We start from the raw sequence: 18492 nt of genomic DNA on the forward strand, positions 1-18492 counted from the left end.
ATGTCCGGATGGTCGGCCGACGGCCCTCCCGTGGAGCCCGGGGACGGCCCCTCCCGGGTGCGTCCCGAGGCGCTCGGCAGCTCCCGGTTCCGGGAGGCCCACGGGGTGCGGTACGCCTACGTCACGGGCGCGATGTACAAGGGCATCGCCTCCCCCGAGCTGGTCGTCCGGGTGGGCAGGGCCGGACTGCTCGGCTACTTCGGCGCGGGCGGGCTGCGCCCGGACCGGGTGGCCGAGGCGGTGCGGCGGATCGGCCGCGAGCTGGGGGAGGGTGGGGCCTTCGGGGCGAACCTGCTGTGCAGCCCGGAGAACCCGGCGCTGGAGAACGAGGTCGTCAGCGTCTATCTCGCCCACGGCGTCCGGCGGGTGGAGGCCGCGGCCTACGTGCGGATCACCCGCCCCCTGGTGCGCTACCGGGTGACCGGGCTGCGCCGGGACGCGGACGGCACCGTGCGGGCGCGGAACTCGGTGATGGCCAAGGTGTCCCGCCCGGAGATCGCCGCCGCCTTCCTCGCTCCGCCACCCGCCTCCCTGGTCGCTGAACTCCGCGCGGCGGGCGAGATCACCGAGGAGGAGGCCGCCCTCGCCCCCGGGATCACGATGGCCGACGACATCTGCGCGGAGGCCGACTCCGGGGGACACACCGACCAGCGCGCCGCCTTCGCCCTGGTGCCCGACCTGGTGGCGCTGCGCGACCGAACCGCCCGGGAGCGCGGCGGCCTTGACGTACGGGTCGGCGCCGCGGGCGGGATCGGGACCCCCGAGGCGGCGGCCGCCGCCTTCGTGCTGCGCGCGGACTTCGTGCTGACCGGCAGCGTCAACCAGTGCACCGTCGAGGCGGGAACCAGCGACGAGGCGAAGGACCTGCTGGCCGACGCCGGTGTCGCGGACACCACCATGGTCCCGGCCGGGGACATGTTCGAAGTCGGGGCGCGGGTGCAGGTGCTCAGGAAGGGCCTCTTCTTCCCTGCCCGCGCCAACAAGCTGTACGAGGTCTACCGGCGCCACGACAGCCTGGACGACATCGACGAGCGGACCGCCCGCCAGATCCAGGACCGCTACCTCGGGCGCGACTTCGACGCGGTGTGGCGGGAGACCCGGGAGCACTACGCCCGCACGCTGCCCTCGGAGGTGGAACGCGCCGAGGCCAGCCCCAAACACCGGATGGCGCTGGTCTTCAAGTGGTACTTCGTCCACGCCAACCGGCTGGCGCAGCGCGGGACCACCGAGCGCCGCGTCGACTTCCAGATCCAGTGCGGGCCCGCCATGGGCGCCTTCAATCAGTTCGTCCGGGGCACCCCGTACGAGCCGTGGCGCGCCCGGCACCCCGACGACATCGCGGAGCTGCTGATGACCGGTGCCGCCACCCTCCTCGACCAGCGGCTCCGGGCGCTCACCGGCGCCCTGGCGCCCACCACCGGACCCCGTACGGGGCGGGACCTTCTCGCGGAACCGGGAGCGGCACTGTGACCACGACCTACGTCTTCCCCGGCCAGGGGTCGCACCGCGTGGGGATGGGGGAGGCCGCCTTCGGGCGGTACCCGCACCTGGTGCGGCAGGCCGACTCCGTTCTCGGATACTCCGTGGCGGACCTCTGTCTCTCCGGCCCCGCGGAGCGGCTCGGCGACACCCGGTACACCCAGCCCGCCCTGTACGTCGCCGGGTCCCTGGCCTACCTGGAGCGGGTGCGCGAGACCGGGATCGTGCCCTCCCTGCTCGCGGGCCACAGCCTCGGCGAGTACGTCGCGCTCTTCGCCGCGGGCGCCTTCGACTTCCTGACGGGCCTCGAACTGGTGGCGGAGCGCGCGCGGTTGATGGCCGAGGCGGGGGACGGCGGCATGTGCGCCGTCATCGGGCTGGACGCCGGGCGGGTGACCGAGCTGCTGGCGGACGTCGCCCCGGAGGGGGTGACGGTCGCCAACCTCAACGCGCCACGCCAGGTGGTCCTCTCGGGGCCCCGTGGCCTCCACGACACCCTGCGGGGGCCGCTCGTCGACGGTGGCGCGCGCAGCGTGGTGTCCCTGCCGGTCAGCGGAGCCTTCCACTCGCCGCACATGCGTCCGGCGGCGGAGCGCTTCGGGGCGTTCCTCCGGTCGTACCGCTTCAACGACCTGAAGATCCCCGTGCTGTCGAACGTCACCGCCCGCCCGCACGAGGACGCGTCCCTCGGGGAACTGCTCACCCGTCAGCTGGTCGAGCCGGTGCGCTGGACGGAGTGCGTGGGCTACGCCCTGGACCAGCCCGGCGGGGACGTCGTCGAGGTCGGCCCGGGCCGGGTGCTGACGGGACTGCTCAGACAGCTCCGCGAGAGCAGGGCGGAGGCGGCGGCGTGAGTGAGCACCCCGCGGAACCGGCGGGCACCGAACGGGTGCGGGTCGGCACCGGTCAGGTCGCGGCCTTCGCCCAGGCGAGCGGGGACCACAACCCGCTGCACACGGACGGCGGTTACGCCCGGAGCACGCCGTTCGGCGAACCGCTCGCGCACGGGGCGCTGGGAGCCCTCGCCGCCCTCGCCGGAATCCCCGACCGCGAGGGGGAGCGGCTCGTCCGCGTCGAGGCCCGCTTCCCCGGCCCGCTCGTGCCCGGACGGTCCTACCGGCGCACCCTCGCCGAGCGGGACGCGCGGGAGGGCGAGGACACGGGAGCGGGGGAGAGCGGCGAACGCCTCGTCCTTGTCACCCTCCTCGACGGAGAGCGGCCCGTACTGACCGTGGAGGCGGTCCTCGCCACCGGCCCCGCCCCCGCGGACGCCCCCACGACGGGCGGTGGCGTCCACCCGCGCGCCACACCCGCCGACCCCGGTCTCGGCGAACTGCGCCCGGGAGGCGGCGGAGCCCACGAATACGCCCCGGACTGGGCGGAGTCGGGGCGGCTCCTGAGGGAACTCGGCGTCCGGCACCGCGGCGTGACGGCGCGGCACGCCGCGGCGCTCGCCTGGGCCAGCTACCTGGCGGGGATGGAGTACCCGGGACGTTCCTCGCTGCTCCTCCGGTTCGCGGCCACCTTCCCCCGGGGCGGGGCGGACGCGGCGCTGTCCGGGGACGTTCCGCTGGCGGCCCGGGCGGAGGTGACGACGCTCAACCCCGGCTTCCGCACCGTGACCGTCCACGGGGAACTGTCCGCCCCCGGCGGTGGAGCCACCGTCGCCGAGGTCGAACTCCACGTCCACTCCCGGCGCGGCGCCGAACCCACGGCGCCCGATCGTCTCGCCGCGCTGCTGGCCCCGTCCGGGCGGCTCACCGGACGGGTGGCGCTGGTGGTCGGCGGCAGCAGGGGACTGGGCGCGGCCCTGGTCCAGGCGCTGGCCCAGCAGGGCGCCACCGTCTACCTGGCCTACCAGCGCAGTGACGAGGAGGCCGAAGCGGTCCGGGACGGCCTGGGGACGCTGGCCGGGCGGGTCGTCCCGGTACGCGGCGACGCCGGTGATCCCGACTGGTGCCGGGAGCTGCGGGAGCGGATCGTCACCGCCCACGGGCGCTGTGACCTCCTGGTGCTGAACGCCTGCCCGCCCCTGCACGACATGGACCTCGCGGCCGACGACGGGCTGCGCCTCCTGGAGTTCGTTCACCAGTCGCTGGCCCTGGTCCAGGTTCCGCTGGCGGCGTTCGCCCGCGAACTGGCCGGGTCCGGCGGCCGCGTGCTCGCCCTCTCGTCGAGCGCCCTCGACGACCCCCCGCCGGACTGGCCCCACTACGTCACCGCGAAGGCCGCCACCGAGGGCCTGCTGCGTGCTCTGGTAGCCCAACTCCCCACGGTGGGCGGTGTGCTGGCACGCCCGCCGCGACTCCGCACCACGCTGACCCACTCGATGCGCGCGGACGACGAGGCGCTGCCCGTGGAGGACGCCGCGGTGACCCTCGTCGAGACCCTGCTCGCGGGCACCACACCCGGCCGCGTCGAGACACTCAGCGACTTCCCCCACCGGCGGCCTCCCCGGCCGGAGGGGCGTGGCGCGGAGCCGGAGGTGGCGGACCGGGGCAGCCTGGTGGTGGCCGCCACCTTCACCGCCGAACCCATCGCCCCGGCACTGGAGTTCTGGCTCACCCACCTCGGCCTCGACCTGGACGTGGAGTTCGCCCCCTACGGCCAGGTCTTCCAGGAACTACTCGTTCCCGGCAGCGCGTTCGCCACCAACCCGCGCGGCTGCGACGTGGTGCTGCTGCGGCTGGAGGACTGGCCGGAGGACGAAAGCCAGCGCACGGTACGGGAGTTCACCGACGCCGTACGCGGCTTCGCGCCCCGGGCGGCCGTGCCGCTGCTCGTGGTGCTCGCTCCCGCCTCGCCCGGGAACTCCGGCACGTCCGGCCGCGCGTCGGAACTGGCCGCCGCCGAGCGGACGTTGCGCGCCGACCTGGCGGACGTCCCCGGCGCGCACGTGGTCGACTGGCGGCACTTCGGCGACCAGTACCGCGTTCCCGGACACCACGACCCCGAGCGGGAACGCCTGGGACACATCCCCTACACCCCCCTCGCGTTCACCGCGCTCGGCACGGTCACCGCGCGGGCGGTGCGGGCCCTGGCCCAGCCACCCGCCAAGGTGCTGGTCCTGGACTGCGATAACACCCTGTGGAGCGGGGTCTGCGGCGAGGACGGCACGCGCGGGGTCACCGTCGAGGAGGGACGGCTACGACTCCAGCGGTGGGCGCTGGGCCTGCGTGACCGGGGCGTGCTGCTCTGCCTGTGCAGCAAGAACGAGGAGGCGGACGTCCTCGCGGTGCTGCGCCGCGCCGACCTGCCGATCGGCGCGGAACACCTCGCCGCGCACCGCGTCAACTGGCTGCCCAAGTCCGAGAACCTCGCCTCCCTCGCCGCCGAACTCGGCCTGGGTCTCGACGCGTTCGTCTTCCTCGACGACAACCCCCTGGAGACGGCGGAGGTCTCCGCCGCGCACCCCCAGGTGCTGGCGCTCACCCTGCCGGCCGACGCCTCCGGCGCCGCCGCCGCGGTCGAACACCTGTGGGCGTTCGACCAGTTGGAGGTCACCGACGAGGACCGCCAGCGCGCCGAGACCTACCGGGCGAGCCAGCGGCGGGAGAGCGTACGCCAGTCGGCGATGAGCTACGCGGACTTCATCGACGGACTCGGCCTCCGTGTCGACATCGCGCCCGCCGCGCCCGGACAGCACGCCCGGATATCCCAACTCAGCTACCGCACCAACCAGTTCAACACCACCACCCTCCGCCGCTCGGAGGCCGAGGTGCGCGCCCTGGGCGAGGACCCACCCGGGTGCTGGGTCGCCGAGGTCAGCGACCGCTTCGGCGCCTACGGCCTGGTCGGCGTCGCCACCGCGAAACCGTCCGGCCGGAGCCTGGTCGTGGACTCCCTGATGATGAGCTGCCGGGTACTCGGACGCGGAGTCGAGCACGCCCTGCTGGCACACGTCGCCGGGGAGGCCGTACGCGCCGGGCTCGACACGGTGGAACTGCCGTTCCGGCCGACGGAGCGGAACGCCCCCGCCCGGCGGTTCCTGGAGGAGGTCGCCGCCGGAAACGCCGCCGAGGCCGTCGAGGACGCCACCGGAACCGTCTTCCGGCTTCCGGCGGCGCACGCCGCGGCGGTGACCTTCTCGCCCGCCGCCCACCACGAGCCGCCGGAAACCCCGGGCACACCCACCCACTCCGCCGCTCCGGCGGGGGCCCGGTCCAGCGCGCTGTGGACGATCCCCGAGGAGCTGAGCGACCTCGCGGAGGTGCTCCGCCGCGCCGAACGCGAGACCGCCGGGGACGCCGCCCCGGACCGCTCTCCGGGGCGGGGCGACGGGCGGAACGACGGCGACGACCGCCCGGCCGGCGGTCAGGAGGAGGTCGCGCGGGCGCTGCGGGAGGTCTTCCACCAGGTGCTCCGGGTGCCCGCCGGACGGCTCGGGCCGGAGGTGACCCTGGAGGAGCTGGACCTCACCTCGTTCACGATCGTCGACCTGACGGCGCGCCTGGAGAGCCGCTTCGGCAGGCTGCCCCAGACCCTGCTGTTCGAGCACCGGACCCTGGGCGAGGTCGCGGAGGCCATCGCCGGACACCGCACGCGCCGCGCCCCGGACGCCCCCGACGCCCCGGAGGTGGCCCAGGACGTCCGGCCCGACCGGTCCACCCGGCCGGAGGTCCCGGAGCGGCCGGTGGCGCCCGCGAGCACCAGACCCGCTACCCCCACCGCCGGTCCGGCCGGTGACGAGGCGCCGCCCGCGCCCGGCGAACCCGTCGCGATCGTGGGCATGGCGGGCCGCTACCCCGACGCCCCCACCCTGGAGGACCTGGCCGGGAACCTGGCGCGCGGCCACGACAGCGTGCGCGAGGTGGACGCCGGCCGATGGCGGGGAGCCGCGCCGCCGGACGACGGCACGCGGCGCTGGGCCTGTCTGCTGGACGAACCGGACCGCTTCGACTCGCTGTTCTTCCAGATCTCCCCGCGCGAGGCGGAGTTGATGGACCCGCAGCAGCGCCTCTTTTTGGAGGTCGCCTACGAGACGCTCCAGGACGCCGGTCTCACCCGGGCCAGCCTCGGCCCCGACGTGGGCGTGTACGTGGGAGCGATGGCACAGGACTACGCGGTGCTGGGCGCCGGGACCGCGCTCCGCGGCGACCGCTCCCTCCCCTACGCGGCCAACTACCAGATCGCCAACCGCGTCTCGTACTTCCTCGACCTGTCGGGGCCCAGCCTCGTCGTGGACACCGCGTGCTCCAGTTCGGGGGTCGCCCTCCACCTCGCCTGCGAGGACCTGCGGAACGGCCGGGTGTCGGCGGCGCTCGTCGGCGGCGTCAACCTCATCCTCCACCCCTCCCGGCACCTCCAGTACGCCCAGATGGGCATGTTGTCGCCCACCGGCCGCTGCGCGGCGTTCGGCGCCGCGGCCGACGGGATGGTGATGGGCGAGGGCGCCGGGGCGGTGCTCCTCAAGCCGCTCTCCAGGGCCCTGCGGGACGGCGACCACGTCCACGCGGTGATCCGGGGGACCGCGACCAACTCCGGTGGCCGGACGAGCGGTTTCACGGTGCCCAACCCCGACGCCCAGGCCGCGCTGGTCCGGGACGCGCTGCGGTCGGCCGGTGTCGAGCCGGACTCCGTCACCCTGATCGAGGCCCACGGCACCGGGACCCCGCTGGGTGACCCGATCGAGTTCCGTGGCCTCGGCAGGGTCTTCGGCTCGCGCGCCCCCGGCCGCGCGCCGCTGGCCCTGGGCAGTGTCAAGGGGAACATCGGGCACCTCGAACCGGCCGCCGCGATCGCCGGGCTCACCAGGGTCGTGCTCCAGATGCGGCGGCGCACCCTCCTGCCGTCCCTGGGGGCCGGGCAGCTCAACCCGGCGCTCGACGTGGAGGGAACGCCGTTCTTCGTCCCCGGCGACCCGGCCCCCTGGGAGGCCGACGGGCCACGGCGCGCGGGCGTCAGCTCCTTCGGGGCGGGCGGGGTCAACGCGCACGTGGTGGTCGAGGAGTTCACGCACGACCGGGACGGTGAGCCCGGACCCGCTCCGGAGCCGGGCGGCGGCCGCGAACTGGTGGTGCTGTCCGCCCGCACCGGGGATCGGCTGGCACGGGTCGCCCGGCGCCTGCGGACGTGGCTCTCCGACGGCGCGGACCGCCCGGCGCTGCGCGATGTCGCGCACACCCTGCGGGTGGGCCGGGAGGCCCTGGAGACCCGGGTCGCCTTCCCGGTGACCGGCCTGGACGAACTGCTGGACGCCCTCGACGCGCTGGCCGAGCACGGTCCGGACGCGCCACACGGGGCCCGTTCCGGCCGCGCGCACGGCGCCTCGGCGCTGAACGGGGTCTTCGACGGCGGCGCGGCGGCCACCGCCTTCCTCGCGGAACTGGCGTCCCGGGGCGAGTGGGAGAAGCTCGCGGAACTGTGGGCACGCGGCGCCCAGATCGACTGGAGCCGCGTTCTGCCTCCCGTGGCCGGTGCCCACCGGGTACCGCTGCCCCCCTACCCGTTCGAGCCGGTGCGCCACTGGCTGCCGACGGCGGAGGCGCCGTCCACGGGGACCACCGCGGCGCCCCCGCCAGCTCCCGCGAGCGCCGTCGCGGAGGCGGACGCCCCGCTGCCCGGCGAACGGTCCTGGGACGCGGGCCGGGCCGAGCTGGGCTGGGACGGCTCCGAGCCCTATCTGCGGGACCACGTCATCGGCGGGCGGCCCCTGCTGCCCGGCGTGCTGTACCTGGAGCTGGCCCTGCGGGCGGCCCGCCGCCACGGCGTGCCCGGCGCCACCCGGATCAGCGGCATGGTCTGGTCCCGGCCGATCGCCGTGGCCGGGGACCCCTTCCTGGCGGAACTGACGGCCCGCCCGGCGGACGAGGGGGCCGAGATCCTCTTCCGGGAGCGCGACGGAGCCCGGCTGGCCCGCTGCGTTGTGCGGGCCGACCCCGTCCCCTCCGCCGAGCCGCCACCCCTCCCGGACCCGGAGGACGGCGACTGGGACGGCCACCTGACAGCCGACGCCGTCTACCGCTCGCTGCGGGACCGCGCCATGGACTACGGTCCCGGGCTGCGCTCGGTGAACGCCCTCTGGCGGCGTACCCGGGAGGCGCTGGCCGACGTGGAGGTGCCCGCGGCCCCCGGCTGGGAGACGGAGCGGTTCGTCCTCCACCCGGCGCTGCTCGACGGCGCGCTCCAGGCGACGGTGGTCGGAAGTGGGCTGCCGGGCGCCTATCTGCCGTACGCGGTCAGCGAGTTGACGGTGCACCGGGCCCCGGTGGGCCGGTGCCGGGCGCACGTCACCTTCACCCGCTGCGACGCCGAGATGATCCGCTGCGACGTCCGCGTCGCCGACGTGGGCGGGCGGACCGCCCTCACACTCCGGGACCTGGTGCTGCTGCCGCCGTCCCCCGCCGGCGGCGACGCGTCCCGCGCCACGGAGGCGCCCGCCCCCCAGCTGTGGGCCCCCGCCTGGCGCGAGCGGCGGCTGACCGGGCCCGCCGCCGCCCCCGCGCCGGACACGCTGGTGCTCACCGGCGACCCCCGCCGGGGCGCGGAGTGGCGGGAGGCCGCCGGGTCCGGCCGCGTCCGGGTCGCGCGGCTGACCGTCGCCGAGCGCCTCGACGCCGCACGGCTCGTCGCGGAACCCCCCGCCGGTGACGGCGAGTCGACGGGTGCGAGGGCGCCCCTGCTCGTCGTGGACTACGGCCCCTGGGAGAACGCCGGGGACACCGCTGCCCGGCTGGGCACCGCGCACGAACTCGGGCGGGCCGCCGTCCACCAGGGCCGCCCGGTGACGTACCTGTGCCTGACGCCGCCCGCCGCCGACGAGCCGCTCGCCGTGGCCGTCGGGGCGTTCGGGCTGTCCGTCGGCCGGGAGAGCGGCGACTTCCGCTGCACGCGGGTCGAGGTCCCGCACGACACGCCTCCCACCCCCGGGCACCTGGTGGCGGAGAGCGGTTCGGGAGCGGCGGAGGTCCGTGGCGTCGGCGCCGGGCGCGAGGTGCGCGGCTTCACCCCGGATCCGCGACCGGTCACCGAGCGGAGCCCGTTCCGGGCCGGGGGGACGTACATCGTCTCCGGCGGCGCCGGGGGAGTGGGGCGCGCCCTGACCCGCCACCTCACCACCAGCCACGGGGCCACCGTGGTCGCGCTGGGACGGTCGGCGCCACCGCCGGAGGAGGAGGCGCCCGGCGCCGGACGCGCCGTCCACCTCCGGGTGGACGTCACCGACCCCGAGGCGACGCGGCGGGCCGTGGCGGAGGTCCGGCACCGCTTCGGCCGGGTGCACGGCGTGTTCCACGCCGCCGGTGTGCTGGCGGACGCCCTGGTCTCCGAGAAGCGGCTCAGCGACTGCGAGCGGGTGCTGGCGCCGAAGGTCGGCGGAGCCGCGTCGCTGGACGCGGCGACCGCCGACGACGACCTCGACCTGTTCGTGCTGATGTCCTCGACGTCCGGCACCCTGGGGAACGCCGGGCAGAGCGACTACGCCATGGCCAACCGCTTCCTGGACGCGTTCGCCGAACAGCGTGCCGCGCGTGTCGCGGCCGGTACCCGCGCGGGCCGCAGCCTGTCGATGGTCTGGCCACTGTGGCGGGACGGCGGAATGCGCCCCGACGACCAGGTCGTCCGGCTGACCGCCACCACCACGGGCTTCACCCCGCTGTCCACTCCCGCGGCGCTCAGCGCGCTGGAGACGGCGCTGCGTACCCGGGAGACCGTGGTCCTGGTGGGCGAGGGGGACCGGGACCGCGTCGCGCGCACGCTGGAGGCGCTGACCGGTAGTGGGGGCGCCGACCCCGCCCCCGGTGGCCCGGCGGGGGCCGCCCCGGAGCGGTCGGCGGACCGGCCCCCGGCCGCCGGTGACCTCGCTCCGGCGCTGAACGCCGCGCTCTGCCGGATCGCGGCCGGGCTGCTCAAGGTCTCGCTCTCGGACGTCGAGCCCGACGTCGAGTTCGGCGACGTCGGTTTCGACTCCGTGCTCTTCACCGAGTTCGCCAACCTGATCAACGATGAGTTTGGGCTCGACCTGGCACCCGTGGTGTTCTTCGACAACCCGACGGTCGCCGAACTCGCCGGTGTCCTGCTCCGCGACCACGGCCCGGCGCTCGCCACGGCCCTCGCCCCCGCCGCCGAACCCGCCCCGGACCTGCCCGCGTCCCCGCCCGCGTCGCACGGGGAAACCCCCGCGCCGCCCGAGCCGGGGGCCGGACCCGTACCGGAGCGGCCGGAGCCGTCCGCTGAACCGTTCCCGGCGGACGCCGCGGCCAGCCCGTCGTCCGAGCCGATCGCCATCGTCGGAGCGGCCTGCCGCTTTCCCGGCGCCGAGAACCTCGACGCCTACTGGGACAACCTGGTGACCGGGCGCGACCTGGTGAGCGACGCCCCGGAGGACCGGTGGGACCGGGGGGAGACGGCCCGCCGCGGTGGCTTCGTCGACGGCGTCCACGCCTTCGACGCCGCCTTCTTCCGCGTCACGCCCCGCGAGGCGCTGACGATGGACCCGCAGCAGCGCCTGTTCCTGGAGGCCGGATGGACGGCCCTCGAACACGCCGGTTACGACCCGCGACGCATGGCGGGCCAGCGCGCCGGTGTCTTCGCCGGAGCCAGCCTCCACGACCACCTCGACGTGCTCGGCGGCTCGGGCAGCGAGGTGACCGGGCTCACCGCCACCGGCAACGTGCACAGCGTCTTGCCGAACCGCCTGTCGCACCTGCTCGACCTCCGTGGCCCCAGCGAGGCGGTCGACACGGCCTGCTCCAGTTCGCTGGCCGCCGTGCACCGCGCGGTGCTCGCGCTGCGCGGCGGCGAGTGCGGCACGGCCCTGGCCGGAGGCACCAACGTCCTGCTCTCCCCGACCTGGTACGAGTCCTTCGAGCGGGCGGGCATGCTCTCGCGGGCGGGCCGGTGCGCCACCTTCGACCGGGACGCGGACGGCTACGTCCGGGGGGAGGGCGTGGGGGTCGTCGTCCTCAAGCGCCTCTCGGACGCCCTCCGGGACGGCGACACCGTCCACGCCCTCATCCGGGGAACCGCCGTCGGGCACGGCGGGCGCGGCCACTCCCTCACCGCTCCCAACGCCGCCGCCCAGGCCGACGTGATCGCCGCCGCCTACGAGACGGCCCGCGTCTCACCGTGGTCGGTCTCCTTCGTGGAGACCCACGGAACCGGCACCGAACTCGGCGACCCCATCGAGGTCGAGGGGCTGGCTTCCGCCTTCGGCCGCTTCGCCCCGGACGGTGTGCCCGAGCCGCGCTGCGGACTCGGCGCGGTGAAGACGGCGATCGGTCACCTGGAGTCCGCCTCGGGCGTGGCGGGCCTGCTGAAGGTGGTTCTCGCCCTGCGGCACCGCACGCTGCCCCCCAACCTCCACTTCTCCGGCCTCAACCCGTACGTGCGGCTGGACGGCACCCCCTTCTACGTGGTCGACGAGGCGCGGGACTGGACCCCGCCGCTGGACGGGGAGGGCCGCCCGCTCCCACGACGGGCCGGGCTGTCCGCCTTCGGTTTCGGCGGCAGCAACGCGCACGTGGTGATCGAGGAGCCCCCGCGGGCCGAACGGGCCCCCGCCCCCTCCGGCCCCCAGCTCCTGGTGCTGTCCGCCGCCGACGAGGCCGCGCTGGACCGCTACGCGCGACGGCTGCGCGACGCGCTCGGCGACCTCGACCCCGGCGTCCCGCTCGCCGACGTGGCCCACACCCTGCGGGTCGGCCGCCCCGAACTGCCCCAGCGGCTCGCCCTCGTGGCCGGCGCCCCGGCCGAGGCCGCCACGGCGCTCACCGCGTTCCTGGCCGGTGAGGAGAGCCCGCCGCTGCGGACCGGACGGCTGGCGGGGCGCCGGGCCAGCCAGGAGCTGACGGTCGAGGACGGGGCGGACCGCGCCCGGCTGCTCGACCTCGCGGGCCGCTGGGTCACCGACGGCACGCTCGTCACGGCCGGAACGGCCGGAGGCCAGCGGCGCGTTCCGCTCCCCACCTATCCCTTCGAGCGTCATATCCACCGGGTGCCCTCCCCGTTCGTCACCGGAGCGCCGGTATCCCCGCCCGCCGGCGTCGCGGGGGAGGAGCGGGCCCCCGGCCCGCGAACCCGCCTGCTGCGGCGGGTCTGGCGCCCCAGCGCGGCCGGGCCCGCCCCGCGCGAGGCGGACCCCGGCGAGGTGTGGCTGGCGCTGGCGGGCGCCGGGCAGATCCCGTCCGTGACCTCGGCGCTCGGCGCCGTACCCGGGGTGACCTGGGTCGTGGTCCGCGAACCGTCGAAGCTCCCGAGGCTGGCGCGTCACGAGTACGAGGTGGACTTCGCCGACGGCGACGCGGTGGCGCGACTCACCGCGGACCTCCTCCGGACCCACCCCCGGATCGACGGACTGGTCAACTTCTCGGCCCTGGACGCCGCTTCGGACGATCCCGCCGCCGGACGGACCGGACCGCTCGCCCCCCGGGACACCGCCGCGCTCACCCTGGTCCGCGCGCTGGCCACCCGGAGGCCGGGCCCCCGGCCGGTGACCCTGCTCTGGCTGGTCCCCCGCCCCGACGGCCCGTCCGGCAGCCCGGCCGCCAGCCGGACGGCCGCGCTGGTACGCGCCCTGGGCGCCGAGTACGGGCATGTCACGGCGCGTTCCGTGGAGATCGACCCGCCAGCGGACGGCACGGCGACCGCCCTGCTGGAGACGGCCGGACGGGAGATCGCGCTGCTGCGCTCACCGGCGCCCGGCGAGCCCGCCGTCCGCTACCGGGATGGCCAGCGTGCCGTCCCGGTCCTCACCGACGCCGTGTCCGGCGACCTCCCCACCGCGCCGGGTCGGTTCGGCCCCTTCGCCGTCCACCCCGACCGCACCTACCTGATCACCGGCGGCACCGGAGGGCTCGGACTGGCCGTCGCGGAACGGCTCGTGGCCCGTGGCGCCCGCGGTATCGCCCTGACCGGCCGCCGTCCCCTGCCGCCCCGTGAGTCGTGGGACGACGTCCTGCGGGAGGGGCACGAGCGCGCCCCGGTGGTGGCGGCCATACGGCGGATGGAGCGGGCCGGGGCCCACGTCCGGTACCACCTCGGCGCGCCGGGCGACACCGGGGAGCTGGCGGCGTTCCTCGACGAGGCGCGGGCGCGCGGTGGCCCGATCGCCGGGCTCGTGCACTGCGCGGGCGTGGTGCCCCGGGCCCCGGAACCCTTCGTCCGGCAGGAGCTGGCGGACGTCGGCCGCGTCTGGGAGCCCAAGGGCGGTGGTCTGCTGACCCTGGACCGGCTGCTCGCCGGGGACGGCCCGGACTTCGTGGTGCTCTACTCGTCCGTCTCGGCGACGGTGCCGTCGCTGGGCGCCGGGGTGGCCGCCTACGCGGGAGCCAACGCGTTCCTGGACGCGTTCGCCGAGGACGCGGCGCGCCACCGGCCGGGCACCGCGTACCGGTCCGTGGCGTGGGGCAGCTGGCGCGGGGCCGGTGTGGGAGAGGTGAGCGCGGCCGCCTACCGGGACGCCGGGCTGGCAGGGCTCGACCCGGAACCCGGACTCGACCTGCTGGAACGGGCGTTGTGCGGCCCCGACCCGGTCACGCTCGGGCTCGCCGTCTCGGAGGACTTCGACGCCGCGCGGCTGCTGGCGCCCGCCGCGCCGGGGACGCCGCCCGCACCGGCGCAGCCCGGGGCGGAGGTCCCGCCGGGCCCGGCGGCGGAGGCGGCCACGGGGGAGACCCGGGACGTCCTGGCCGGACTGCTGGCCGAGGAACTGCTCGTCTCCCGTGAGGCGTTGGAGAGCGGCGCGACCTTCGCCGAACTGGGCGTGGACTCGATCCTGATCGCCGGGCTCGTCCGGCACCTCGAACGCCTCACCGGGCGGACCGTCTCCCCGTCGGTGATCCTGGAGCACGACACCCTGGACGCGCTGGCCGCCCACCTCGGCCCCACCGCTCCCGCGCCACGACCGGCGGCGCCTCCGGCGCCCAGCCCGACCACCCCTGGCGTCTCCGGCGCCCCACCCGCCGCCGACGGCGCCGTGGCGATCGTCGGGATGGCGGGCCGCTACCCCGGAGCGCCGACCCTGGCGGACTTCTGGCGGCTGCTCAGCGAGGGCCGCTCGGCGGTGCGCGAGGTGCCCGTGGACCGCTGGGACCATGAGCGGCTGTACCGCCCGGGGCACCACCCGGGGTACAGCGTCAGCAAGTGGGGCGGATTCCTGGAGGACGTCGAGCTGTTCGACCCCGGGTACTTCGACGTCGCCGAAGCCGAGGCCGCCCACCTCGACCCGCTGATCCGGCTGTTCCTGGAGACCGCGGACGCCACGTTCCGGGACGCCGGGATCGAGCGCGAGGAGCTGGCCGGTACCCGCACAGGGGTGTTCGTCGGCGCCGTGTCCGGCGACTACGGGCGGCGCGTCACCGTCCCCGGGCCCGCCACCGCGACGGGACTGAACCAGAACTTCATCGCGGCGCGGCTCGCGCAGGTCTACGATCTGCGCGGCCCCCACCTCGTGGTGGACACCGCCTGCTCCTCCGCCCTGACCGCGCTGCACCTGGGAATGCGGTCGCTCCAGGCGGGGGAGAGCGAGATGTGCCTGGTCGGCGGCGTCGAACTGCTGCTGGACGAGACGCCGTACCTCAAGCTCAGCGCCTCCCGCGCGCTGTCCCCCGACGGCCGCTGCCGCGCCTTCGACGCCGGGGCGAACGGGATCGTGCTGGGCGAGGGCGCCGGGGCCGTGCTCATCAAGCCGCTGGCCGCCGCGCTGCGGGACGGCGACCGCGTGCACGCCGTGGTCGAGGCCACCGCCGTCAACAACGACGGCCGCACGATGGGCCTGACCACCCCCAGCCCGGAGGCCCAGCGGGAGCTGGTCGCCGGGGCGCTGGCCACGGCCGGGGTCAGCGCCGACACCGTGTCCTACGTCGAGGCGCACGGGACCGGCACGATGATCGGCGACCCCATCGAGCTGAAGGCGCTCACCACCGTCTTCCGGGAGTTCTCCGAGGACCGTGGCTACTGCGCGGTGGGCAGCGTCAAGTCCAACATCGGTCATCTGCTGGCCGCCGCCGGTGTCGCCGGACTCCACAAGGTAGCCCTCGCCCTGGCCAACCGGCGCATTCCGCCGACCCTCTTCTGCGACACCCCCAACCCCCGCTTCGACTTCGGATCCTCGCCGTTCTTCCCCTGCGTCTCGCCGCGCGACTGGGAGCCCCGGCACGGCACGCGCCGCGCCGGAGTCAGCGCGTTCGGCTTCGGCGGCACCAACGCCCACGCCGTGCTGCGGGAGTTGACCGCCGAGGAACGCGCCGTCTGGCGGCCCCGCCGGGCCGCCCTGCCGCCCGCCACGATGCGGCGGCGGCGGTTCTGGCTCGAACGCCCCACCGTGGCCCACCGCGCTCCGTGGCCCGGTCCCGGCGCCCCCGCGCACGACGCCGCTCCGGCCGGCCGGCCGGGCGACGGCTCCGGCACGGCGCGCCGCGCGCTGCTGGCGCTGGAGGAGTTCGTCCCCGAGGAGGGAGCACCGTGACCACCTTCGAGACCCACCCGGACGGCGCCGAACCGGACGTGCTGGCGGGCCTGGCGGGCCGCGGGTTCCAGACCACGCTCCCGGGCGACGCGGAACCGCTGACCGGTCACCTCGTCCACGACGTACCGGTGTTGCCCGGCGTCTTCCTGCTGGACCTGGCGCTGCGGGCCGTCCGCCACCTCGGGGCGCCCCCCGAGGTGGTCGAACTGCGCCGCTGCCTCTTCCGCTCGCCCATCACGGGGGAGGCGGGACGGGACCACCTGCTGCGCGTCCGGTTCTCCACCGCCACCGACGGGACCCTGACGCTCCGTCTGGCCAGCGCCACCAGGGCGCGGGACGGCGGGACCCCGGCGGCCGACGAGTGGACCGAGCGGTTCCAGTGCGAGGTCCACCCACGCCGGGGCACGGCGCCCGCCACCGCTCCCCCCGCGTACATCCCGTCCTTCCCGTCCCACGAGGGGCCGGGGACCGGACACGACGCGGACGCGCTGTACGCCTTCGCGCGGGAACTCGGCATCCACCACGGGACGTTCATGAAGGCCGGGGGACGTGTCGGACTCGGCGTCGCGGAGGCCCCCGGGCCCGCGTGGGCGCACGCCCGGCTGGACGCGGCGGCGACCGCCGCGCTGGACGACTTCCTGGCCCACCCCGTCCTCCTCGACTTCGCCACGCTGCTGCCGTTCTGGTCCCTGGGCGAGGAGGAACGCCGGTCCGCCGCACGGCCGTTCATCCCGCTGTTCGTCGAGACGGTCCGGGTGGACCGGCCGCTGCCGGAAGCCTGCCGGGTCGTCGTTCCCCACCCCCCGGCCGGGGGCATCGCCGACGACACCCTCGGCGCGGACATCCTGCTCGCCGAGCCGGAGGCCACCACGGCCGCCGTCGCGCTGCTCGGCTTCCGGGCCAAGCGCGTGCGCGCGGCCGCGCACGTGCGGCGCGCCACCCCGAGCCGGTCGGGCGAGGACCCGGCCGCCCCCGCACCCGCCGCCCCCCCGACGTCGCCGCGTCCCTCCGGGGACGCCGAAGTGCCGGGAGAGGCCGGAGAGTCCGGGGCGCCAGGGGAGCCCGGGGAGGGGGGCGCGGAGCGGATGCTCGCGGTCGTCGGCGAGCTGGTCGCCGAGCGTCGGGGCGACCCGGCCGCGCGGGTCGACCCCGACCGCGGCTTCTACGATCTGGGCCTGGAGTCCCTCGACCTGCTCACCATCGGGGAGCGCCTCGGGGAGCGCCTCGGTACCGCCCTGTACCCGACGCTGCTCTTCGAGTACCCGACACCGCTCCGCCTCGCCGCCCACCTGGCGGAGACCTTCGGGCCCCCGGGGGACCCCGCCCCCGCCGCCATCTCCGCGACCGCCCCCGCCGCCGCCGACCTTCCGTCCGCCGCCATCCCCGACCCGGTCGCGGTCTCCGGACCCGGCCTCCCCGTGACCGTCCCGGCCGCCCCGGCGACGGATGAGGAGTGGCCGTCCGGCGCGATCGCGGTGATCGGCGCGGCGGGGCGCTTCCCCGGCGCACGCGACCTGGAGGAGTTCTGGGAGGGGCTGCGGGAGGGACGCGACCACGTCGGCGAGGTGCCGCCCGAGCGGTGGCGCTGGCAGGACGTCTTCGACGCCCGGCCCGGCACCCCCGGCCGGACCTACAGCCGGTGGGGCGGATTCATCGACGGCGCCGACGAGTTCGACCCGCTCTTCTTCCACATCTCCCCCCGGGACGCGGAGATGATGGACCCGCAGGAACGCCTGTTCCTCCAGACCGCGTGGGCGACCCTGGAGGACGCCGGGTACGCGCCGGACCGGATCCGGGAGGCCACGGGCGGCGCCGTCGGCGTCTTCGCCGGTGCCATGTGGAGCGACTACCAGCTGTTCGGCCTGGAACAGCGGCTACAGGGCAACGACCAGCTGGCGGGCTCGTGGTTCTCCGCCATCCCCAACCGCGTCTCCTACGCCCTGGACCTCTCGGGCCCCAGCCTCGCCGTCGACACCGCCTGCTCCTCCTCCCTCAACGCGGTCCATCTGGCCTGTGAGAGCATCCGCCGGGGCGAGTGCCGGATGGCGCTCGCGGGCGGTGTGAACCTCTCGCTGCACCCGTCGAAGTACCTCAAGCTCGCCGCGCTGCGGATGCTCTCCGCCGACGGCGCGTGCCGCGCGTTCGGCGAGGGCGGCGAGGGGTACGTGCCCGGCGAGGGCGTCGGCGCCGTGCTGCTCCGGCCGCTAAGCGACGCCGTCGCCGCCGGGGACCGGGTCCTGGCCGTGATCCGCGGCTCGGCCGTCAACCACAACGGGCGCACCGGCGGGTACTCCGTACCCAGCCCGGACGCGCAGGCCCGGCTGGTACTGGAGGCCCACGAGCGGGCCGGGGTCCCCTCCGGCAGCGTCAGCTACGTCGAGGCCCACGGCACCGGGACCGCCCTGGGGGACCCGATCGAGGTCGCGGGCCTCACCACCGCGTTCCGCAAGTCCACCCGGGAGACGGGGTTCTGCGGGCTGGGCTCGGTGAAGTCCGGCATCGGCCACCTGGAGGCCGCGGCCGGTATCGCCTCCCTCATCAAGACCCTGCTCTGTCTCCGGCACGGGGAACTCGTCCCGACCCTGCACGCCAGCCCGCCCAACCCCAGG

At 76.1% G+C, this 18492-nt stretch carries 4 protein-coding genes (1 of these 4 only partly in view); all 4 read left to right on the forward strand.

Annotation, left to right across the window (positions count from 1 at the left end; all coding sequences use genetic code 11):
* Tightly spaced (each overlapping or abutting the next), the 4 genes in view from E0L36_RS16185 to E0L36_RS16200 form a layout consistent with a single transcriptional unit that may run on beyond the window.
* Positions 1-1470: a PfaD family polyunsaturated fatty acid/polyketide biosynthesis protein gene (locus tag E0L36_RS16185; protein WP_180929721.1), complete on the forward strand. Its 1470-nt coding sequence runs from the start codon at positions 1-3 to the stop codon at positions 1468-1470.
* The gene (fabD, locus tag E0L36_RS16190) at positions 1467-2333 is read left to right on the forward strand and encodes an ACP S-malonyltransferase (protein WP_219636577.1); all 867 of its coding nucleotides are present in this window, start codon (positions 1467-1469) and stop codon (positions 2331-2333) included. The genes E0L36_RS16185 and fabD overlap by 4 nt, the downstream gene beginning before the upstream one ends.
* Positions 2330-15883 (forward strand): SDR family NAD(P)-dependent oxidoreductase, encoded by a 13554-nt coding sequence (locus E0L36_RS16195; RefSeq protein ID WP_180929722.1) that lies wholly within the window; start codon positions 2330-2332, stop codon positions 15881-15883. The genes fabD and E0L36_RS16195 overlap by 4 nt, the downstream gene beginning before the upstream one ends.
* Positions 15880-18492, forward strand: partial view of an SDR family NAD(P)-dependent oxidoreductase gene (locus E0L36_RS16200; protein WP_180929723.1) — the 5' portion only. The gene runs 4956 nt beyond the window's last position; 2613 of the gene's 7569 nt are visible here — the first part of the coding sequence; its start codon is at positions 15880-15882; its stop codon lies off the right edge, out of view. Before E0L36_RS16195 ends, E0L36_RS16200 begins: the two co-directional genes overlap by 4 nt.

The organism is Streptomyces sp. AJS327 (assembly GCF_013450295.1).
Classification (GTDB): domain Bacteria; phylum Actinomycetota; class Actinomycetes; order Streptomycetales; family Streptomycetaceae; genus Streptomyces.